Source organism: Gordonibacter sp. An230 (assembly GCF_002159915.1).
In the GTDB taxonomy this organism is placed as follows: Bacteria; Actinomycetota; Coriobacteriia; order Coriobacteriales; family Eggerthellaceae; genus Rubneribacter.
Genome location: NZ_NFJP01000007.1, coordinates 1 through 20,897 on the forward strand (window position 1 = coordinate 1; position 20,897 = coordinate 20,897).

Genomic DNA, 20,897 nt, shown 5'->3' on the forward strand with positions numbered 1-20,897 from the left:
TCTATCTCCTTGGAGATGATGGCGTCCAAGATGGCGTCCGATATCTGGTCGCACATCTTGTCGGGATGCCCCTCGGTAACCGATTCGGACGTGAACAGGTACGACGATGCTTCGGCCATGAGTTCCTCCTTCATCGCTGTAGGCCGGACCACCTTGGCGTATCCGCCAGGTTGGTGTCGGGATCCCAGAGCCAACTCTCTCCCCCGACTCTCGATAAAACAGAGGATGCCGCGAAGCGGCCGAAACCCCTGCGAAACCTTGCCGATGGTACCTTGAAACCTTTCCCCGCGCAATACCGGGCGCGCCGCGCGCACAACCCCCACGAGCTGCCGCGTGAACGCGCGGAACGGTCCGACAGCGCGAGCTCCCGCCTGCTCCCAGCCGCGGGCCGACGCCGACCCGCACGGCCCCGCACCAGCAGCATCCGCGCATACACCCGCATGCGGAAGCGCCGCGCGCCTCCCGCCGCCCGAAACGCCGCCGCGCATGTCGTCCAAAACGCGCGCCGACCGCCGCGCCCGAAGCCAAGCAGCGCGGGGGAGGGCGACCCTATCCGACCCGCTCTACCTCGTCCCTAATGTCCGCGAAATCCACGTAATGCATGCCGCAGACGGAGCGGATCTCCTTCGCCACGAGTCCCGCCGTGGCGATGACCTTGAACTTCTTCCCGCGCGCCCGCAAAAGCTCCAGCGCCCGCTCGAAGTCGCCGTCCCCGCTCACCAGAACCGCCATGTCGTAGGTGTCGATGGTGTTGAACAGATCGAGCACGATCTCTACGTCGAGGTTGGCCTTCTGCTTGGAATCGCCGGTGTGGGGGTCGAAGATCGTCTTGATCTGCTTGGTCACGAGCGAGTAGCCGATGTGCGAGAGGGCGCTCAGATACGCCTGCTGCTGAGCCTCGGGAGGCGCGCCCGTCCCGATGTAGTAGTAGGCGTCCTGCACGTCCCCGAAGCTCCGGCAATAATCCAGAAGCTTGCAAGCGTCGATATGCCAGCCAAGCTTCTTCTGCATGTAAAAGTAGTTCGCCCCGTCGACGAAAACGGCCACCCTCATCGTCGTCCTCCGCCCCTGCTCGCATGCTCGATCTTGGACAGGATACCACAAGCAACCGGCCAGATGCGGCGCGGAGACGCGCCTGCGCGGCCGAAGGCAGGTTCCGGGGCTTCGCCGTTCATGTGGCGATACCGCAACCGAACCCGCGGCGAGAGTTCGGCCATGATACACTTTTCGAAAAACTCCCTTCGTCCGACACCGCCGCACAAGGGCGCGGACCACCCGAAAGGACCGTACCATGACCTCAAACGCCGACTACACCAGCGAGTACTTCGCCATCATGGACTCCCTCGACGGCGACGTCGCCGGACGGCGCGCCGCTTGCGACTACATGCAAGGGTCGACCGCCATCGTGCATCACCAGGTGGTGGCCAGCACGTTCGTTCCCCGCCTATTCGACCGCGAAACGCGCAAGGCCATGAAGGAGACGGCGGAGACGGCGCACCGCATCCTCGTCAAGGTCATCGAGCATTACCTGGCCGATCCCGAGTACCGTCGCGCCTTCGACTTCGACCCGCGCCTCGAGGAGCTCATCCTGCTGCCGCGCGGATACGACTCGGTGCTGCCGTTCGCGCGCGTTGACACGTTCTTCGACGAGGACGACCTGCGCGTGAGGTTCTGCGAGTTCAACGCCGACGGCTCGTCGGGCATGAACGAGAACCGCGAGATCACCGCGTCGATTGCGCAGTCCGAGACGTACAAAGAGTTCGCGCGCCGCCACCGCGTGGAGGGCTGCGAGCTGTTCGAGCCGTGGGTCGACGCCTTCCTCGACATCTACGCCACCTACGACCGCCGCGTGGAGAACCCGCGCATCGCCATCTGCGACTACCTGGAGAACGGCGTGGTGGACGAGTTTCACGTGTTCGCAGAGCTGTTCCGCAAGCGCGGCGTGGAGTGCGTCGTCGCCGACGTGCGCGAGCTCTCGTTCGACGGCGAGGCGCTGCGCGACAAAGAGGGCGGGCGCATCGACGCCATCTGGCGGCGCTGCGTCACCAACGACGTCATTGACCATTGGGACGAATCCCAGCAGCTCATCGAAGCCGTGCGCGCCGAGAAGGTGGCGCTCATCGGCAGTTTTGCCGGCCATATCGTGCACGACAAGCAGATATTCAAGGCGCTGTTCGACGAGCGCACGACCGCCTTCCTCGACGCCGACGAGGTGTCGTTCATCGAGCAGACCGTGCCCCTGACCGCGTTTCTGGACGAGAGCCACGTCAACCTGCCGCAGATCCGCGAGAACCGCTGCGAGTGGATCATCAAGCCGACGGACCATTACGGCGCCGACGACGTTTACGCCGGCGAGTCGGTGACGCAGGAGATGTGGGAGCGGCTCATCGACCGGTTCGCCAACGGACGCGCAGGCCACCCCTTCATCGTGCAGCGCTACATCCGCCCCTACAAGACCGAGACGCTACCGCCCGATACGGGAATCGACGGACTGGCTGACAGCGAGGTGCGCCGCGAACCGGCGCTCTACAACAACCTGAACGGGCTTTACCTGTACGACGGCGAATTCGCGGGCGTGTTCAGTCGTCTGGGGCCGCTGCCGACGATCTCGAAGGACATGCAGGGCATGACGGCCGCCACTATCTGGGTGGATTAGGAGCCGACAGGCCGCACCGCTTGCAGCGCGGTCTTTTTCTTTCGCACGCTCGGTCGGCGTCGCTCCACGCGCCGACCTCGAGGATTCGGGGGATTGCTTTGCCGACGTGCGGAGTGCCGTCGGCCTGCGTGCCGACTAGGCGCGCCATGAGAGCTCGGGAGAGGAACGTTATGCCCAACTTGATCAACAAGGCGGCAGCTGCCGTGGCCGTCGTATCGCTTGCGGTCACGCTCGTGGCGGCAGGGTTCGCAGCGTGCGCAGCCTTCCCGCAGACCACGGAGATGCTTGCGGAAGCGTTCTCCGGCGATGGCAACCCGGACACGCCGTTCTCGCATGACGAGCTCGTGCACGCGGCCGTGGCAGCTCGCGAATACACGGTGGGTTCGAACGACCGCGAGGCCGTGCTCGCCGCGATCCGCTCCATCAACGAAAGCGCGGACACGCCCTACGCGGACGCCGACGACGACGAGCTCGCCGCCGCCCCCGAGGAGTACACGCTCACCTCCGATGCGCTGTCGCACCTTGACGACGTCTACCGCGTCGTGGCGGGCGCGCGCATCGTGCTCGCCGCCATCGCGATTCTGGCCGTTGCGGCCTGCGCCCACGTTGCCATCCGCGTCGGACGGCGCGCCCTCGGCGGCGTGCTGCTGGCGGCTGGCATCGCGGTGGTCGCCGTGTTCGCGCTCTTGGCCGCCTGGGTGGTCGTGGACTTTAACGGCTTCTTCGCCGCCTTCCACTCGCTGTTCTTCGCGAACGGCACCTGGACCTTCTCCTACGACTCGCTGCTCATCACCATGTACCCGCCCGCTTTCTGGATGGGGATGGGAGCGGTGTGGCTCGCGGCCACGGGCTTGCTGTCGATCGCGACCGTCGTCGTCGGCATGTTCTTGCGTCGCAAAGGCGCGTAGAGCGCATCTCCCACCTGCGAAGCCGCGCGGAACCGACGCGGACCGGGCGGAAAATCTACGCGGATCTAGCCAAAACCCAGCGCGCTTCCAGCGCTCAAATTGGTGTACTTTTAGCGTTTGAACTGGTAAGATGTCATTTGTTTCCCCAGTCGGCCCTACCGGGAGGGAGCGACATGACTTTGTACCTTACCAATGCGTCGGCCGTCGAATACTGGAGAAAGACCGCCCCGAGCGCGAAGGCGTTCACGAGAGCGGCCACGCCGTTCGGACGGGATTTCGCGACATCGCCGTTCAGCGCTTCGGATCTCGCAGCCCTCGAGGAGGCGGGGGCCGGATGGCTCTCCGAGCCAATCCACCTCCTCGTACCCGATGCGTCTTCGCGCAGGCGATGCAAGAGGGCGAGGCTCCACGTGTGCTCACACCGATTGCCGGAGCGATCCTTCGTCAAGCTGTCGCGTCGCGTGATGGTCGCCTCGCCCGAGCTCACCTGTCTGTCGATCGCGCCGTCGACGTCGTTCCCCCTGCTCGTCGAATTCCTGTACGAGCTCTGCGGCCGCTACCGTCTGCCCAACGGCCGAGGAGGCGACGCCGTCGAGTTTCCGCCCGCGACGACCGTGGTCGGCATCGAGCGTTTCGTCGACAAGGCCCGGGGAGTGCGCGGAGCCGCCGAGGTGAAGCGGGCCTTGCGCTACGCGTGCGACAACTCATTGTCGCCGATGGAGACCGATATCGCGGAAACCATGGTATTCGATCCGCGCATGGGAGGCTTCGGTCTGGAGAAGCCTCAGTTGAACCCTCGTTTCGTGGTGGCACGGAAAAATCGCCGCGCACTGCCGCAGTCGGCATACCTCCCCGATCTGTACTGGCCCCGCGCGAACATCTCCGTGGAATACGACAGCGACAAGCACCACCGCAGCAACCGAAAGGCATCCGAGGATGCCATTCGTCGTAACGGCATCGAGCATCTGGGCACCCGGGTTGTGACCCTCACTTGGGGACAAGCTCGAAATTACTACGAATTCGAGCGCGTCGCACTGCTTGTGGCCAGCGCCCTGGGCAAGAAGTTCGGACCGGGCTGGAACGCATGGGCGCCTCGGCGCATCGCGCTCCACCGCTTGCTGGTTCAGCGATAGGCGAAACGAGCGCTCAGACGGAATCAGCCATCCTCACGGTGTTCCTTGCGCGACGCGCGGAAACCGAAGCGGGGGAAAGTCTTTGAGTTATGCGCGCTCGCGTTATCGAAAAGGACAGGAAAGCACCATGTGCCCGACTTATGCGCACCTCACAAGGAACCGAAAAGGAAAAAGTGTGTTTTGGTTAATTTCTGACCTGCGGTTTTCTTTAACGAAGGATCGCATCGCCTTCCACAAAAGGCGTTTTCCCACGACGAAGGTGCGCATAAGTCCGGCACACGGGAGAAAGCGCGGCTTTTCGCGGCAGGGGCCAATCGAGCGACTCCCCTGCCACCCGGAAGACGGGGTTCCGACATCGACGCGGCTGAAGTTCGGCACCCAACGTAGAAAGCGCGCGACGCCAACGCACCGCGAACGCATTGGTCGAGCATTTTGATGAGGATGCGGCGCATGCGGTTTGCGGCTTGAGCTAGGTTGTCTATACTGGCATTCGTCCCCGAAGCCCTGCTTCGAGGGCTTGAAACGAGAAATCATCCAATCCGGAGGATCGCCGCAACCATGACTGACGAGAACAAGAAAGTGCGCGTGCGCTTCGCGCCTTCCCCTACCGGCCGCCTGCACGTGGGCGGCGCCCGCACGGCCATCTACAACTGGGCGTTCGCGCGCGCCATGGGCGGCGACTTCATCCTGCGCATCGAGGACACCGACCCCGAGCGCTCCACCGAGGAGAACGTGCAGGTCATCTTGAACGCCATGAAGTGGCTGGGGCTCGATTGGGACGAAGGTCCCGAGGTGGGCGGGGGCGCCGGCCCCTACTTCCAGACCCAGCGCATGGACACGTACGCCGAGGCGCTCGAGCGCCTGCGCAAGCGCGGAAGCGTATACCCCTGCTTCTGTACGAAGGAGGAGCTCGACGCCAAGCGCGCGAAGGCCGAGGCCGAAGAGGGCGGCTATGCGGGCTACGACCGCACCTGCCGCGACCTCGACCCCGCCGAGGCGGTCGCGCGCATCGAGGCCGGCGAGCCCCACGTGTGGCGCCTGCGCGTGCCCGAGGGCCGCGGCGCCATCGAGTTCGACGACGCCGTGTACGGCCACGTCAGCTTTCCCGCCGAGGTCATGGACGACATGATCGTCGTGCGCACGGACGGCTCCCCCACCTACAACTTCGCCGTGGTGTGCGACGACGCGAACATGGGCGTCACGCACGTCATCCGCGGCGACGACCACCTGTCCAACACGCCGCGCCAGATCCTCATCTACGAGGCGCTCGGATTCGACGTGCCCACCTTCGCGCACCTGTCGATGATCCTGGGCCCCGACGGCAAGAAGCTCTCGAAGCGCCACGGCGCGGCCTCGGTGGAGGAGTTCTTCGAGCGCGGCTACCTGCCCGACGCCATGGTGAACTTCCTGGCGCTTTTGGGCTGGTCGCTCGACGGCGAGACCACCCTCATCGACCGCGAGACCCTCTGCCGCGAGTTCAGCCTCGAGCGCGTGACCAAGAAGGACGCCGTGTTCGACGAGACGAAGCTCGACTGGATGAACGGCCAGTACATCAAGGACATGGGCGCGAACGCGTGGGTGCAGGCGTCAACGCCGTGGCTCTTCCGCGCGCATGCGGGCGTCGCGGCCGACGGCGAGCTTACGTGTGAAGCGCGCGACGCGGCAGCGGCCGACCTGAGCGCGCGTCCTGACTTCTACCTGGGGCTCTACCCGCTCGTGGCCGAGCGCCTCGTGCGCCTCGACGAGATCCCCGCGAAGCTGGCGTTCATGTTCTGGGGACCCGAGGTGCGCGAGCTCGACGAGAAGAGCGTCGCCAAGGTGCTGAAGAAGGAGGGCGCGCGCGCCGACGAAGCGCTCGCCGCGTGCCGCACGGTGCTGGCCGACGAGGATCGGGCGTGGAAGGCTGCACCGCTCGAGGAGGCGTGCCGCGCGCTGTCCGAGAAGCTGGACATGAAGCTCAAGCTCGTACTGCAGCCTTTGCGCGTGGCCGTATGCGGCAACATGGTGTCGCCGCCGCTCTTCGAGAGCATCGAGCTTTTGGAGCGCGCCGACGTGCTGGCCCGCATCGACCATGTGACGAAAGAGGTGTTCGGTGGCTGACGCCCCAGAGACAACCGAGGGCGTCGCTCCCACTCGGGAGCGACCGAGCCAGATCGTGGTGCTGCGCGATTTCTGCATCCGCACGCGCGGCGCCGCATGCGAGCGGTGCGCGGTTGCCTGCCCGCATGCGGCCATCGCGTTCGACGAGGACGGCCGCCCCGGCATCGACGAGAACTCCTGCACGCATTGCGGTATCTGCCTGGGCATCTGCGACGCGTTCTCGTCAACGCGCGTGACCATGCACGACCTGCACGCGCGCATCCGCCGCATCGCCCTGCGCGGAGAAGATGTGATGCTCACCTGCAAGGAAAACGTGTTCCCTGGCCTCGAGCCCGCGGCGAACGTCGTGGTCCTGCCCTGCCTGGCCATGCTCTCTCCCGAATTCTGGACGCTCGTGCTGGCCGAGAATGTGCCCGTGAAGGTGACCGCCGACCTGGCCTACTGCGCCGACTGCGAGCGTGCGGGCGAGATGGGCGAGATGCTGTACTCCCACGCCATCGAGACGGCCGAGGCGTGGAGCGGGCGCAAAGTGGGCTACGTGGACGTGATCCCCGAGAAGGAGAGTCTGGTCAAGGATTTGGCCGATCCCACGGGAGTCGACCGGCGCAGCGCCTTCGCGAACCCCGTGGGCGACGTGAGCGACATCGCCACGGGCAAGCGCCGTCTGCGCAACTCCGAAGTGCTCCAGCAGTTCTACGAGCGCAAGGAGCGTGCTCGCGCGCTCGCGCGCCTCAACTTGACCGACGGCATCCAGTTCAACGATTTCGTGCCCGAGGGACGCACGAGGAAGACGATGCATCCCAAGCGCCAGCTTTTGCTGGAGGCCATCGACCGCGACCCGGACATCGCCGCTCGTGTACCCGTGGCGGTGTCGGCCACCGACTGCGAGCTCTGCGCGAACGCGCTCGACTGCGCAGCCGCCTGCCCCACGGGGGCCCGTTTCCCTGATCCGGCCGACGGGACGCTCGCCTTCGACGCGCGTTACTGCATCGGCTGCGGTCTGTGCGTTGGGGCGTGCCCGGAAGGCGCCGTCACGCTCGTCGAGGCAACGGCTCGGCTGTTTCTGCCTGGAGAAGGCGAAAGAGGCAGCGAAAGCCGGAACTAGACCGGATCATCCGGTGAGCGAACCAGAGAGAGGAAGAAACCCATGAACGACCCCGAGCGCCCCACCACCGAAAATGACGGCCCCCAGTGGTCGGCGCACCAGGGCCCGACGCCTCCGCCACCCCCCGGTCAGCCGACCCCGCAGGCGCCCACGCCCTACGCCGGCCCCCCGGCACCGCCGCCATACGGTTCCCAACCGCCTTATCCCGGCAACGTCCAGCCGCCGTATCCGCAGCAGCCTTACGGCGCTTACCCGCCGCCGCCCATTCCGACTCCCCCCGCTCCGCCTCAGGCAAAGCGCAAGGTATGGCCTTGGGTGCTCGGCGGCTGCCTGATCGCGCTCGTGCTCGGCTTGGGAGGCTGCGTGGGATGCATGTCGTGCGCCGCCATGCTCGACCACGCCTACGAGAGGGGACACGCCTACGACTACCGTTTCGACGGAGGTTCGGAAACCTATCCGTACGACGGGTACTACGACGGCTATGGCGGAAGCCCCGATCCGTACGGATCGGGCACCTTGGGCGGATTCACTCGCCAAGACATCGAGAGGGCCTTCGGCGGAGGCGTCGGGACGATCGAGAACGGGCGATGCTCGTCCGGCGTCTACGAAGTGGGAGTCGACATCATGCCAGGACGCTACTTTCTCGACGGCAGCCCGAGCGCCGAAAGCTACCTCTATGTCTTCAAAGGCGAGAACGGAGGCACCTACCGCACCGACAAGTCCCTGGTGTATTTCGGCAATTACTACGCCGACCTCGAAACGGGCGACCTCGTGGTGTTCGAGGCCCCCGACGAGAACGCGCGCATGTATCCGGAGAGCGAAGCGACGTTCGAACCGCAGGCGCCTTACAAGAGCGGCCTGTACCTTGCGGGCAAGGACATACCCGCCGGCACTTACACCATCACGGTCGACGAAGATGCCGAGGGCATGGCCGAGCAGGAGTGCGCCGCATACGTGATGAGCGACCTCGCATTCGACACCGATTCCATCACCGACACGAAATACGTCGTGCGCGGCGGAACGCAGACCGTCACGATCAAGGACGGGGAATGGCTCGAGCTGTACGCCGCCACGGCAACGCCCGCTTGAGGACAGGCGGCCCCGTGCTTTCCGACAACCCGACGCTAACCGAGATAGAAGCGGTCTTCGGAAAGGACCGCTTCGCCACCGAGGCCGCTGGCTGCCGCATCGTGTCCGCCGAGCGCGGACGCGCGGTCGCCGAGATGGAGCTTTCCGACATCCACCGCAACGCCATGGGCAACGTTATGGGCGGCGCCATCTTCACGCTGGCCGACTTCGCGCTGGCCGTCTGCTGCAACATCGGCGAGGAGCCCACCGTGTCGGTGGACTCCTCCATCAGCTTCCTCCGCTCCACGCAAGGCTCGCGGCTTATCGCCACCGCAGCATGCGACAAGCCGGGCCGTCACTTGGGATTCTACACGGTCGCAGTCGAGGACGACCTGAGCAAACCCATCGCCCGCATGACCGCCACCTGTTATCGCTAGCACGACCGCACGTCAACCCGGCCGCCCTCTTCCAGCCGTTCGAAGAACGCGCGAGCGTTGCCGAAAAGCGCCTTGTCGGCCACCTCCCGGCCGAACCGGCTCGCGATGAGCGCGTGCAGGCCGCCCACCTGGTCGCACGGGTCGAGCCAGCTGGGCACGTCGCAGCCGTCGTAGTCGCTGCCGAGCGCGAGCACGTCCTCGCCGGCGGCTTCCAGCACGTGGTCCACGTGCCGCAGCACGTCGTCGGGGGTCGGGTCGGCGTGCGTCTCGGACAGGAAGTCGCGGCAGAAGTTCAGGCCCGCCACGCCGCCCGCGTCGGCCAGCTCGCGCAGCTGCCAGTCGGCGAGGTTGCGCGGGTGGCCGCACACGGCGCGTGCGTTGGAGTGCGAGGCGGCGAAGGGTCGCGTCGCGGCCGCGCACACGTCTTTGAAGCCGGCGTCGTTCAGGTGCGACACGTCCACGGCGATGCCGCGCAGCTCCAGCTCGCGCACGCAGGAGCGGCCGAAGCCGGTGAGCCCGTCGGCCGTGTCGTTGCCGCTGCCGAGCGCGTTGCGCCCGTTCCACGTGAGCGTGACCATGCGCACGCCCGCCTCTGCGAGCGCGTCGAGGCGGCCCTCGGCAGCCGCGTCGTCCTCGAGGAACGACGCGCCCTCAACGGTGAGGAGGCCCGCCGTCCTGCCGACGGCCAGCGCCGCGTCGACATCGGCCATCGAGCGCGCCGGCGCGAGCCGGTCAGGCCAGCGGCCCAGCTCGCGCTCCCACACACGCCGCACGCGCTCGAACAGCGCCCAAGCCGCGTCGCCGTGCACCTCGTCGGGGACGAACGCCGCGAAGCACTGGCACCAGGCGAACGCCGCTGTGCGCGCGAGCGAGATATGCGCGTCGTTGTCCGCGAGCGAGCTCATGCGCGCGGCCGGGATAGGCGCGTCGTGCGCGGCGAACCCTCCCGGCACCGACGCATCGCCGTGGAACGCCAGCCGGTCGAGTGTGTCGCAGTGCAGGTCGAACACCCGCAGGCGCCCCCCGGCCGCCCCGTCCGGCGCCTCCTCGGGCAGCACGCCCTCCCGCAGCAGCGCCGCCTCCTCGGCCGACGCGTCCTCCAACGTCATGAACAGCCCCACGGCCGCCCTCCTCTCACACGCCGCGCCCGATCGCGCCCAGCGCCTCTTCCAGCGGGACCACCTGCGCATAGCGGCCATCCCAGATGCAGTCCTCGAAGTACGTCGTCAGATCCCCGCCCGGGGCGAACGCGCAGTCGAACGTCGTCACCGCGCCCCTCGGCACCGTCACGTCGAAGCCCAGCTCGAAGGCCACCTTGACCGACGCGTCAAAGCAGAACTCCGTCTGCATGCCGCACATCAGCAAACGATGCAGGCCGCGGCGCTCGAGGTGCTCCTGCAGGCCCGTTTGACGAAACGCGCTGTTGAAACGCTTGTCGAACACGGGCTCGCCTTCCTGCGGCGCAAGCGGCGCGCAGATCCGCCAACCGTCCGTGCCCGCCTCCAGCTCGTCGCCAGGCCCGCCGTCGTGGCGCACGTACAAGACCGGCACGCCGCTTTCGCGGCACGCACCGACAAGCCTCGCGATCGCGCCCACCGTCCCATCCGCCCCGCAGGGCCGCCGCCCAACGAGGGCCTCCTGCATGTCGATCACGATCAAAGCGTCGAACTCCATCCACACATCCTTTCCGTCTCGTGTAGGCACTCCGCCATTGTACCGCGGCGCAGGGGGCAATCCCGATCGTCTCGGCAACGTGCGAAAAACACCGAAGGGTGCGCATACGACGGCACCTGATCGAACCGTCTTCGTCCCATCTGCGAAAGCGCACGCAAATCGCAGCCGACACCCAGGAACGATCCTTTTACACACGAGAAAACGCAACATTCCGTCGCTTTTCGCTCATTCACGACAAGCGAGATTCGTATATTATACGAATTGCAAAGCGCCCGAACGGTGAGTCATCGCCTACCTCCGGCGCTTTAGCTTTTCTTGCGGCCGTTTTCCTGACGCGTCGCCTCTTTCCGAAGCCCCTTCCCAGACGCCTCTCCAACAACCCGCACAGCCGAAAATCCCAGCGCATCCCAGCCAAGAAGCGAGCGGAGCACTTACCCCTTGCACGCGCTCTCTCGATATGTAACAATTAACTTAAATGTTAATCGTTATGCGAAGGAAGGGTGCGCCATGGGCATCCAGGAGACGCTGAAGGCCTTGTCGGACCCGGTTCGCCGGGATATCCTCGAGCACCTGAAGCGCGGCCGCCTTCCGGCCGGGCAGATCGCCGAGCTGTTCGACATCTCCGCCCCCGCCGTGTCGCGGCACCTCTCGGTGCTCAAGGACGCCGGGCTCGTGCGCGACTACCGCGAGGGGAAGTTCGTGTTCTACGAGCTGAAGGCGTCGGTGCTGGAGGAGACCCTGCTGTGGATGATGAACTTGAAGGAGGCAGGCGATGAAGAGGCTCTACGCAGCCACGTACATCCTGATGGCGCTTGACGTCCTCGTGGCGTCCGTGCTCATCCACCTCATGCCCGACCAGGTGCCGGTGCACTTCAACGCGGCGAACGAGCCGGACCGCCTGGGCAGCAAGTACGAGTTTCTCGTGGCGCTCATCTTCCCGCTCTGCGGAGTGTTCGGCGTGATGGGTTCCAAGAACGCGCCGATCGGCAAGGAGCGCCGCTGGGCGTGGGGCGCCGTGGCCTTCGAGGTGTTCGTGCTGGGCTGGATACTGCTCTACCTCACGAAGGCGCTCCTCTACGACGGCGCGCCCTTCCCCGAGCCCGACCCGGACGCGAGCCGCTGGGCCGCCGTCATCGGCGGCGCGCTCTGCGTCGTGGCGGGGAACCTCATGCCGAAGGCGGACCGCAACCCCTTCTTCGGCCTGCGCACGACGCAGAGCGAGGCCAGCCCGGAGACGTGGCGGCGCAGCCAGCGCCTCGGCGGGTACGCGGGCGTCGCAACGGGCTTCGCCATGATCGTGCTCGGCCTCGTGCTTCCCGCGCGCCTCGTGACCCTGGCGGTGCTGCTGGTGCTGCTAGCAGGGTTCGCCGCCGCCATCGTCGGCTCCTACGTCATCTACCGCCAGGAGCTGGGCAAGCAGTAGCCGCATGGCCGCCCCTATCCCTCGATCTCGCGGGCGTACTCGGCGGGCACGGGGATGCCGAAGCGCTCGCAGAGGAGGCGCACGTCGTGGACATCGCCCTCGTCGTGGTCGTAGCCGCAGCGGAAGGCCACCTGCTCGGCCAGCGGGATGCAGCGCACGGCGCGCCCCGCGATGCGGCCCTCGCCGTCGAAGGTGCTTGACGGGTAGGCCTCGCCCTCGAACAGGAGCGACCCGTCGGCCGCGCGCTCGAACACGTGCAGGTCAACCTCGCGATCCTCGTCGTCGGCCCAGGCCGTGTGCGCCTCGGTGGTGAACGCGCGCCCCACCGGCGCGAAGCCGCGCTCGCGCAGCAGGGCGACGAGCGCGTCCTCGTCGCGGCGTTCTGAGAACAGGTCGAGGTCGTTGTGTTCGCGCGTCTGCCTGCCCAGCAGCGCGTCCACGCCCCAGCCGCCGTCGAGCCTCACGTCGATGCCGCGCTCGGCGAGCGCGTCGAGCAGCCCGGCCGCGTCCTCTTCCCGCATCATCGGACCGCCTCCGCCGCCGGCGTGCTTGCGCCCAGAAAGTCGGCCATGCGCGCGAACAGCAGGTCCATGCCGGCCGTGCCGGGCATGTGGCCGCTGCGCGGGGCCTCAGCGTAGCGCAGGTTGGGGTTGCCGCATTCCGCGACGAACGCTCGGATGGCGCGGGTGGACGTGACGATGTCCGTCTCGCCCTGCACGATGAGGTACGGCACCTGCATGTTCGCGAGCTCGTCGGACAGGTCGACGGCGAAGATCTCCGCGAACAGGCGCTCGCTGCGCGAGAAGTCGTTCGACACGGCCGCCACCAGGTCGCGCAGAGTGTAGTCGGGGCTCGCCAGCAGGCCGCGCACGAACGTGCCGACGGGCATCATGCCTCCGCCCTGCGCCTGGTAGCCCTCGGTGTACTTCCGAACCCACCCCGCCAGTCGCATGCCCGACTTCAGGTCGCGCACGCCGGACCCGCGGATCGCATGCAGCTCGTTTTTCAGCTTCCCGGGCATCGCCGAGCGCTCGAGCGCCTCGAACACCTCTTCGTTGAAGCCGAGCTGCTTGAGCACCTGGCCGTACGTCACCACGTGGTCGATGAGCTCCGGCTCGCGCGTGGCCGCCCGAGCCGCCAGGATGGAGCCCCACGACACGCCCAGCAGGTTCACCTCGTTGCCGGGGAAGTCGCGCCGCACCGCGCGCACCAGGTCGAGCGTCATGTCCACGTAGCGCTCGATGCACGCGTCGTCGCCGAGCGCGCAGCGGTTCGCGCCGCATCCCAGCTGGTCCCACGCGACCAGCACGTAGCGGTCCGCAAGCTCGGGGAACATGCCGCGCGTGCCCACCGAGATGGGCAGCGGCGAGCCCGGCCCGCCGTGCAGGAAGATCACCACCGGCGCGTCCGCGCGGCGGCCTTCCAGCGTCACCTTCTGCTCCACGCCGCCCAGCTCGTAGCGGACGAGCCGCGACACCTCGCACGACTCTATGCAGCGCTTGCGCTCCTCATTCACGAGAGGCCTCCCCGTCCGCACGGCCTTGCGCGCCGCCTGCCGCCTCGGCAAGCGCCCTGCGCCCGCCAGCCGCCTCAGCATCGGATTCCGGTTGAGGCTTCTCGCCCGTGACCAGGAATATCATGGCTATCATGAGCACGAAGCCCACCCAGTCGGCCCCGGAGAACGCCGTGCCCAGCCACAGTGCGGAGAACGCCGTGGCGCTCACCGGCTCGATAGCGCCGAGCAGGCTCCCCTTCACCGAGCCCACGATGGACACGCCGTGCAGGTACAGCGCGAATGCGGCGAACGTGCCCACGACGATGATCAGCCCGAACACGAGGAATCCCGCCGCGTCGAGCGTCGGCAGCGCAAGCCCCGTGCCGTCCGCGGCACCGCCTGCCAGCCACACGAGCGCGGCCGCCACGCCGCCCACGAGCATGCCGATGCCCGTGACCGCGAAGCTGCCCCATTCGGCGAACAGCTTCTTCGGATATACGATGTAGAACGCCACCGACAACCCGTTCGCGATGCCCCACAAAAGGCCCGGCAGCGGCAGCGACAGCGCCGACGGGTCGCCCTGCGTGGCGATGAGCCAGGTGGCGAACAGGGCCGCCACCAGCCCGACGAACTCCTTCGCCCGCGGCAGCTTCCTCCCGACGACGCACGTGAACAGCATGACGAACGCGATGCCCGTGCACTGCAGCACCGTGGCAGTGCCCGCGTTCGTATAGTCGATGACGATGGCGTACGTGATCTGGCAGAGGTAGAGTCCCACCGCGCCGAACACCACGAGGCGCCCGAACGTGCGCCGGTCGCGCAGCATCGCGGCCAGCCGCTCCCGCTGGCGCGCTGCGAGCACGACGAGGAACAGGAGGCCCGCCCCCAGCATGCGCACCGCCGTGACGAAGGAGGGCTCGATGTCGTAGTTCGACAGCAAAAACTGCGCGCAGGCCCCCGAGAAGCCCCAGAGCCCCGCGCCCACGAGCGCGCAGACGACTCCGCGCCAGAACCGCCGCCTGAAAAAGGCATCTCCCGCCGCGACGCCCGCACCGGGAGCGGAGCCGAACTGGCGCCGCGAGCTCCCCGGATCCGCCGCCGCACATGCGACGGCCCCTTGCGCCCCGCCTCGCGACGTTCGAGACCCACCGGTCAACTCGGCCGTTGGGGACCCGGGGCGGCGAAACGGCGCGCGCTGCTTTCCCGCGCTCATCCCGCCAGCTCTTTCAGGAACTCGGCCACAGGTCCGAGCAGGTTGTCGCCCTCGTCCAGCTTGAAGTAGCGCAGGGGCAGCGACAGCTTCCGCTTGTCGGCCAGGTAGCGTCCGCCCGCGCGGCGCAGACCCGTCATCAAGGTGCGCGGCACGTCGATGGGTTCCACCACCAACTTGCCGGCCGTCACCGAGACGGTCTTAATGCGATGCTCGTTCGCATAGGCTTTAATGCGCGCCTTCTCGATCAGGTTCTTCGCCGCCTGAGGCATGTCAGGACGCTTCTCGGCCAGATCGGAGGCCACGTCTTCGACAGCCTGCTCAGTGGCGGCGCCCGCGATCTTGCGGTACCACAGCACCCGCTCGTCGGCATCGGGCACGTAGTCCTCGGAAAGGTAGGTGTGCCCCGGCACGTTCACCGTAATGTCGGAGAGCGCGGGGGGCAGCTGGTCCACGGCCTTGAGATCGCCTTCGCGCGTGGCGGAAACCGCCTGCGCGAGCATCTGAGCGAACAGGTCGAAGCCCACAGCTGACATGTTGCCCGACTGCTCCGCGCCGAGCAGGCTGCCCGCGCCGCGAATCTCCAGGTCGCGCATCGCGATGCGCATGCCGCTGCCCAGATCGGTGTGCTCGTTCAACGCCGTCAGGCGCGCGGTGGCCTCTTCGGTCAGCTCCTTGTGCTCGGGGAACATGAAGTAGGCGTAAGCCTGCGTGGACGAGCGGCCCACGCGGCCCTTCAGCTGGTACATCTGCGCCAAGCCGTAGCGCTGCGCATCCTCGATGATGAGCGTGTTGGTGTGCGGGTTGTCGATGCCGCTCTCGATGATGGTGGTGGCCACGAGCACGTCCAGCTCGCCGGCACTGAAGTCCTCCATCACGCGCTCGAGCTCCTCCTTCGACATCTGCCCGTGCGCCACGCCCACGCGCGCCTCGCCGGCGGCCGCCGCCACGCGGCCCACGGCCTCCTCCATGGTGCGCACGCGGTTGGACACGTAGTACACCTGCCCGCCGCGCGCCAGCTCGCGGCGGATGGCAGCGCTCACGAGGTCCGGGTCCCACTCGCCCACGTGCACCTCGACGGGGCGGCGCTCGTCGGGCGGCGTGAGGATGAGGCTCATGTCGCGCACGCCCGACAGGCTCATCTGCATGGTGCGCGGTATGGGCGTGGCCGAGAGCGTGAGCACGTCGATGGACTCGCGCAGGTTCTTCAGCTGCTCCTTGTGCCCCACGCCGAAACGCTGCTCCTCGTCGATGATCACCAGGCCCAAATCGTGCGGGTTCACGTCGCGCGAGAGCAGTCGATGCGTGCCCACGAGGATGTCCACGTCGCCCTCTTGGAACCCTTTGAGCGCCTCGGCCTGCTGGGCGGGCGTGCGGAAGCGCGAGAGCACCTCCACGCGCACGCCGAAAGGCTCGCAGCGCTCCTTGAAGTTCGTGAAGTGCTGCTGCGCGAGGATGGTGGTGGGGCACAGCACCATCACCTGCTTGGAATCCTGCGTGGCCTTGAACGCTGCTCGGATGGCCACCTCGGTCTTGCCGAAGCCCACGTCGCCGCAGACCAGCCGGTCCATGGGCTTGGCGGACTGCATGTCGGCCTTCACGTCGGCGATGGCGGCCAGCTGGTCGGGCGTCTCCTGGTAGGGGAACGCCTCCTCCATCTCGCGCTGGGCCGGCGTGTCGGGCCCAAAGCGGTAGCCCTGCGTGGCGGCGCGGCGGGCGTACACGTCCACCAGGTCGAACGCGAGCTTCTTCGTGGCCGCGCGCGCCTTGCCCATCGCACGCGACCAGTCGGCGGTGTTCAGGCGCGTGAGCCGGGGCGACGCGCCCTCCGGCCCCACGTAGCGCGTCACGCGATCGAGCTGCTCCACCGGCACGTAGAGCTTGTCGCCCTCGGCGTACTCGAGCAGGAGGTAGTCGCGCGCGGTGCCGTCCACGTCGCGGCGCACGAGCTCCTTGAAGTGCGCCACTCCATGGGCGGCGTGGACCACGTAGTCGCCCGGTTTATAGGGGAAGGTGATCTCGGTGATGTCGACGCTCCTGGCAGGACGCGAGGACGAGGACGCCCCCTGCGTGTCCGACACGCTCACGAGCGCGAGCAACGCCTGCGGGATGATCATGCCGAGCGGGATGTCCACGTCCACCACGTTCACCACCCCGCGCCGCAAGCGGCGCTTGGCGGCGCCCTCGGTCTCGTCAGCTTCGGCCTGCGCGTCCAGCGTCTCCTGTATCGGCAGCCCCCGATCCACGAAGGCGAGCTTCATGTCCTGGCGGGCGCGGAAGTTCGGCGCGCTAAACACCACGGTGTAGTCGCCGTCCACGAGCGTGCGCAAACGTCCGAACAGCTTGTCGGGATGCCCCGCCACCTCCACGCGCTTCACCGGCAGCTCGTCGTCCACCTGCCCGCCCACGCGCATGATGGACACGTAGGTGGCGCGCTGCCCCTCGCCGAAGCTCACGTTCGAAGGCTCGACGTACAGGCCTTGCGGTGGGATGCTCGAGCCCGCTGCCCGCCCGCGCACGTCATCGTAGGCGTGCGCCATGTCGTCGAAGAGCGATCGCGGTTCGATGAGCGCCGTGAGAGAGCCAGCCCGCACATAGTCGCCGAGCGTCGCCGTCTTGTTGTACAGGTAGGGCAGAAGCGCGTCCGAGCCGTCGAAGCGCAGGCCTCCGTCGAGCTTCTCCAGGATGTCGCGCAGCACGGGGTTGGTCTCGGCAGGCCGCTCGAGCTTCTTGCGGGCACGGGCGAGACCCGACTTCGAACACGAGAACTCCACCACCGGGTAGATGTCCACATGCTCTAGCGAGGCGATTGTCTGCCCTGTGGAGGGTACGATGCGGCGAATCTCGTCCAACTCGTCGCCGAAGAAGTCCAGGCGCACCGGGTACACGAGGTTGCCGGGAAACACGTCAACGGTGCCGCCGCGCACGGCGAACGTGCCGGGGCCGTCCAGCTCGCCGGTGTTCTGGTAGCCGCGTTCCTCGAAGGCGCGCGTGAGGTCGCCGAGCTCGGCGACGCTCGCCCTTTGCGCACCGGGCATGTCCGCAAGCTCGCAGCCTGCGTCGAGCGCGATCGGCAGGAACGCGCCCGAACCCGCCGGCGGCAGCGCTCGCACGAGCGAACGGGCGCTCGCCACCACCACGGCCTCGCGGCCGGTCGCGAGCGCGTGCACGGCCTGCATGCGCCGCGCCACCTGGGCCGGGTCGCTCGGCTTGGGGGCGAAGGGGAAATCCGAGCGCTCGGGGAAGCGCATGACGCGCTCCTCGCCCAGATAGGCCGCCAAGCTTCGCGCGAACGCGACGGCGGCGTCCTCGCCGGCCACCACGACGAGCGTGGCCTGCGGCCGGTGCGCGAACCGTGCCGCCACGAGGAACGGCCGCGCGGAGTTCGCCACGCCGAGCGCACCGTCCTCCCCCGCGTCCAGCTTGCCCCAGAACGCGTCAAGACAGCCCGATTTCTCCAGGGTGAACGTGAGCGAGTCGATGAGCATGGCGTGTCCTATCCGTATGCGAACAGCACGAAAAGCCGCGATTCGCGGCCTCGTGCAAGGTTTCTGCCTGCCGCCCGCGCAGGCGCGAACAGCGCAGACGATTCTACCACCCGAGCGCGCCCTGCACGATGCCCGAAGGCGCGCATGAAGGAGAAACCACAGGCGGGCGGAGCGCGCCGATGCATCGAAGGAGCGGAGCATCCGGCGCACGTTCCGGAGGCGCACGTTCCGGAAGTCCCTTCCGTATCCAAGGGTCCTCGGTCACCGTTTTGGCCGCTGTGAAGCGTTTCGGCGGCAAAAAGGGGCTCGGTGAGGTTCGCGACCTGCGCAAACGCGCAGAGGACAAGCAATCCGCCGCCGAAATCAGACTCTGAGCACGCGAGAAGCCTTCACAGCGGCCAAAACGGTGACTTTCGGAATGCTTTTCGTCGTTGTTTCGAGGCGAAGGAGGATTCCGCGCCTCGGATACCGTGTGGCGACAACCAGCCGCGACCTCCTCGGCTATCGCCGCGCGGGCTCCTTTCACCCCGGCGCTTCGCGCTCCTTCGAGGATGACAAAAGGGAATCCCCTACCAGACGCCGGCCGCGGCCACGACCTCGTCCCACGGCTCGAAGGCAGGATCGTCCGCGCCGGCCACGACCTCCACGCGGCCGTCCTCGACGAGCAGCATGCCGCCGTCGCCGATGGGGCGCATGCGGCTCGTGAGCGAGAACGTGTCGCACAGCCACAGCTCCTCGCCCGCGTCGACCCGCGCCCAGGCGGACGCGGGCGGCATCCGCTCGCAGGCGGCGACCGGCGTGTGCCCGACGATCTGGTCGATGCCGGGGTAGGCGTCCTCCCACAGCTCCGAGCGGTCGGCCCACAAAGGGCTCGGCTCGTCCCAACCGCCACGCCCGGCGCCGCAGGACGACAGCGCGCGCAGGTCGTTCCAGGTTCCGCGCTCGAGCATTGCGTTCAACTGCGATTTCGCCTCCTCCGCCCCGCTCGGCGCATCGAGATGCAGCCGCGCCCACTCCGCCGTGAGCCCCGCGTGCGTGAGCAGGAAGCCGTCTGCCGTCTCGGCCATCGTCGCGCCGAGGCCCCGAAGCAGCGCCGCGACATCGCCCATGATGAGGACCTGGGTGCCGGGCCCCTCCTCGCCCAGCAGGTACTGGAAGTCGTGGTTGCCCAGCAGCAGGTCGACCCGCACGCCCGCTGCACGCGCGTCTTCCACCCAGCCGGCGAGCAGCTCGAGCGCCGCGAGCAGCTGCCGGCCCGTCGACCTCCACTCGTCGCAGTAATCGCCCAGGAACACGACGCGCTCCGCCCCGCAGCGCTCGACCGACGCGTCGACCCGCGGCAGGATGATCTCCTGCTTCACATGGGTGTCCCCCACAACCAACGTCCCTCCCACGCTTCCCGCCTTTCATCGCAGCAGCTTCCCTTCCGCACCCAGTATACCCGAGAAGCGCCCGGGAAGTTCGCTATACTGGAAGCCGAACCCGTCCACACGACCCGACAGGAGACCCTATGCCGCGCGAGACCATGACCGCCAAGCGGGAGCGCGCGCTCGAGGTGGCGCGCCGCATGAACGAGCACTACCCGGCCGCCGAGTGCGCGCTGCACTACTGGGGCGACCCGTTCCGCCTGACCATCGCCGTGCTGCTGTCCGCGCAGACCACCGACAAGGGCGTGAACAAGGTCACGCCCAAGCTGTGGGAGCGCTACCCCACGCCGGCCGACCTCGCCTCCGCCGACGTGCGCGACGTGGAAGATATCATCCGCACCATCGGCTTTTTCCACACGAAGGCGGCGAACGTCATCAAGTGCGCCCAGATGGTGGTGGCCGACTACGCAGGCGAGATCCCGCGCGACATCGACGAGCTGCAGAAGCTGCCGGGCGTGGGCCGCAAGACGGCGAACGTGGTGCTCAACGAGGCGTTCGGCATCGTGGAGGGCATCGCGGTGGACACGCACGTGTTTCGCATCGCGCACCGGCTGAAGTTCGCGGGCCCCTCCGCCGACACGCCGGCGAAAACCGAGACGGCGCTGCTCAAGCTCTACCCGCGGGAATACTGGGGGCCCATCAACCACCAGTGGGTGCTGTTCGGCCGCGAGACGTGCATCGCGCGCAGCCCGAAGTGCGGCGAGTGCTTCATCTGCGACCTGTGCCCCAGCTGCGGCAAGGTGTAGGGTTCCCCCGATTCCCCTTCGGCGAAA

Annotated in this window: 19 protein-coding genes; 10 read left to right on the forward strand and 9 right to left on the reverse strand. The window is 67.4% G+C overall.

Features of this window, described 5'->3' with window-relative positions; genetic code table 11:
- Together B5F40_RS16815 and B5F40_RS04930 are read right to left on the reverse strand one after the other, a co-directional pair.
- Nucleotides 1-119 (reverse strand): S-adenosylmethionine synthetase N-terminal domain-containing protein (locus tag B5F40_RS16815; RefSeq protein ID WP_140396429.1); only part of this gene is annotated, 119 nt, incomplete at its 3' end.
- 430 nt (nt 120-549) lie between these two features.
- Nucleotides 550-1,053, reverse strand: coding sequence for a LabA-like NYN domain-containing protein (locus tag B5F40_RS04930; RefSeq protein ID WP_087193272.1), 504 nt, complete (start codon nt 1,051-1,053; stop codon nt 550-552).
- Between the two features lie 238 nt (nt 1,054-1,291).
- Here B5F40_RS04930 and B5F40_RS04935 point away from each other — a divergent pair, with 238 nt between their 5' ends.
- The 7 genes from B5F40_RS04935 to B5F40_RS04965 all read left to right on the forward strand — a co-directional run bounded on the left by B5F40_RS04935 (nt 1,292) and on the right by B5F40_RS04965 (nt 9,407).
- Nucleotides 1,292-2,656: a carboxylate--amine ligase gene (locus B5F40_RS04935; RefSeq protein ID WP_087193273.1), complete on the forward strand. Its 1,365-nt coding sequence runs from the start codon at nt 1,292-1,294 to the stop codon at nt 2,654-2,656.
- Nucleotides 2,657-2,826: 170 nt separating this feature from the next.
- Entirely contained in the window at nt 2,827-3,564 is a 738-nt protein-coding gene (locus tag B5F40_RS04940) for a lipoprotein intramolecular transacylase Lit (protein WP_087193274.1), read from the forward strand.
- Nucleotides 3,565-4,025: 461 nt separating this feature from the next.
- Nucleotides 4,026-4,697 carry a hypothetical protein gene (locus B5F40_RS04945; protein ID WP_239442917.1) on the forward strand — a complete coding sequence of 224 codons (672 nt, stop codon included), beginning with the start codon at nt 4,026-4,028 and terminating at the stop codon, nt 4,695-4,697.
- Between the two features lie 558 nt (nt 4,698-5,255).
- Nucleotides 5,256-6,797: a glutamate--tRNA ligase gene (gene gltX, locus B5F40_RS04950; protein WP_087193276.1), complete on the forward strand. Its 1,542-nt coding sequence runs from the start codon at nt 5,256-5,258 to the stop codon at nt 6,795-6,797.
- Nucleotides 6,790-7,902 (forward strand): 4Fe-4S dicluster domain-containing protein, encoded by a 1,113-nt coding sequence (locus tag B5F40_RS04955; protein ID WP_087193277.1) that lies wholly within the window; start codon nt 6,790-6,792, stop codon nt 7,900-7,902. Before gltX ends, B5F40_RS04955 begins: the two co-directional genes overlap by 8 nt.
- A gap of 315 nt (nt 7,903-8,217) precedes the next feature.
- Nucleotides 8,218-8,991 (forward strand): hypothetical protein, encoded by a 774-nt coding sequence (locus B5F40_RS04960; RefSeq protein WP_087193278.1) that lies wholly within the window; start codon nt 8,218-8,220, stop codon nt 8,989-8,991.
- Nucleotides 8,952-9,407, forward strand: a complete 456-nt coding sequence (locus B5F40_RS04965; RefSeq protein ID WP_239442918.1) for a PaaI family thioesterase — start codon at nt 8,952-8,954, stop codon at nt 9,405-9,407. The genes B5F40_RS04960 and B5F40_RS04965 overlap by 40 nt, the downstream gene beginning before the upstream one ends.
- Here B5F40_RS04965 and B5F40_RS04970 read toward each other — a convergent pair.
- Nucleotides 9,404-10,528, reverse strand: a complete 1,125-nt coding sequence (locus B5F40_RS04970; protein ID WP_087193280.1) for a dipeptidase — start codon at nt 10,526-10,528, stop codon at nt 9,404-9,406. The two genes, B5F40_RS04965 and B5F40_RS04970, sit on opposite strands and share 4 nt — an antisense overlap.
- A gap of 13 nt (nt 10,529-10,541) precedes the next feature.
- Entirely contained in the window at nt 10,542-11,081 is a 540-nt protein-coding gene (locus tag B5F40_RS04975; RefSeq protein WP_162610899.1) for a cysteine hydrolase family protein, read from the reverse strand.
- 507 nt (nt 11,082-11,588) lie between these two features.
- Between B5F40_RS04975 and B5F40_RS04980 the strand changes: the two genes are divergently transcribed.
- On the forward strand, nt 11,589-11,897 hold the full coding sequence (locus B5F40_RS04980) for an autorepressor SdpR family transcription factor (protein WP_087193282.1): 309 nt from the start codon (nt 11,589-11,591) through the stop codon (nt 11,895-11,897).
- Nucleotides 11,854-12,504 carry an SdpI family protein gene (locus B5F40_RS04985; RefSeq protein ID WP_087193283.1) on the forward strand — a complete coding sequence of 217 codons (651 nt, stop codon included), beginning with the start codon at nt 11,854-11,856 and terminating at the stop codon, nt 12,502-12,504. The genes B5F40_RS04980 and B5F40_RS04985 overlap by 44 nt, the downstream gene beginning before the upstream one ends.
- A 14-nt stretch (nt 12,505-12,518) precedes the next feature.
- Here the strand turns inward: B5F40_RS04985 and B5F40_RS04990 are convergent, their stop codons facing one another.
- The 5 genes from B5F40_RS04990 to B5F40_RS05010 all read right to left on the reverse strand — a co-directional run bounded on the left by B5F40_RS04990 (nt 12,519) and on the right by B5F40_RS05010 (nt 20,091).
- A complete protein-coding gene (locus tag B5F40_RS04990) occupies nt 12,519-13,028 on the reverse strand; it encodes a nucleotidyltransferase domain-containing protein (protein WP_087193284.1) in 510 nt (169 codons plus the stop codon).
- Complete coding sequence (locus tag B5F40_RS04995) at nt 13,025-14,020, reverse strand: alpha/beta fold hydrolase (RefSeq protein WP_162610900.1); 996 nt, start codon at nt 14,018-14,020, stop codon at nt 13,025-13,027. Before B5F40_RS04995 ends, B5F40_RS04990 begins: the two co-directional genes overlap by 4 nt.
- Nucleotides 14,013-15,212, reverse strand: coding sequence for a DMT family transporter (locus B5F40_RS05000; protein WP_087193286.1), 1,200 nt, complete (start codon nt 15,210-15,212; stop codon nt 14,013-14,015). The genes B5F40_RS04995 and B5F40_RS05000 overlap by 8 nt, the downstream gene beginning before the upstream one ends.
- Entirely contained in the window at nt 15,209-18,697 is a 3,489-nt protein-coding gene (gene mfd, locus B5F40_RS05005; protein ID WP_087193287.1) for a transcription-repair coupling factor, read from the reverse strand. Before mfd ends, B5F40_RS05000 begins: the two co-directional genes overlap by 4 nt.
- A gap of 569 nt (nt 18,698-19,266) precedes the next feature.
- A complete protein-coding gene (locus tag B5F40_RS05010) occupies nt 19,267-20,091 on the reverse strand; it encodes a metallophosphoesterase family protein (protein WP_087193288.1) in 825 nt (274 codons plus the stop codon).
- Nucleotides 20,092-20,207: 116 nt separating this feature from the next.
- Between B5F40_RS05010 and nth the strand changes: the two genes are divergently transcribed.
- Nucleotides 20,208-20,870, forward strand: coding sequence for an endonuclease III (nth, locus tag B5F40_RS05015; protein WP_087193289.1), 663 nt, complete (start codon nt 20,208-20,210; stop codon nt 20,868-20,870).
- Nucleotides 20,871-20,897 lie beyond the last annotated feature (27 nt).